At 47.8% G+C, this 387-nt stretch carries 1 protein-coding gene; it reads right to left on the bottom strand.

Annotated elements, in window-relative coordinates:
* A partial coding sequence (locus tag IQR33_RS35070) for an alpha-amylase family glycosyl hydrolase (RefSeq protein WP_265575821.1) occupies positions 1-387 on the bottom strand: 387 nt, incomplete at both ends.

Genomic DNA, 387 nt, shown 5'->3' on the forward strand with positions numbered 1-387 from the left:
TCCAGTCACCGCCCCACCATTTCGCCCAGTTTGGACTCTGGTAATCAATATTCTGGTGGTAGCTATGCCAATTTTCACCCGCTTTTGGTTGCCAATCCCCCCACTTCTTAGGTAGTTCAGCGTTTGGTTTTAACACCTCAATACCATCAAATTGCAAATCGGCTAACGTTGAGTAACCAGTGTGGTTGATTACTGCGTCCATCAAGACTTTAAGGCCACGTTTATGTGCCTCTTCCACCAGCTTTTTAAGATCAGCTTCGTTACCGAAGTTCTCATCAATCTTGGTAAAGTCACGCGTCCAGTAACCGTGGTAAGCGTAAAATGGGAATGAGCCGCTATCGCCGCCGCCCACAAAACCGTGTACTTGCTCAACGATTGGCGACAACC

Origin of the sequence: Vibrio sp. OPT46, assembly GCF_015163535.1 — a bacterium.
Taxonomy (GTDB): Bacteria; Pseudomonadota; Gammaproteobacteria; order Enterobacterales; family Vibrionaceae; genus Vibrio; species Vibrio alginolyticus.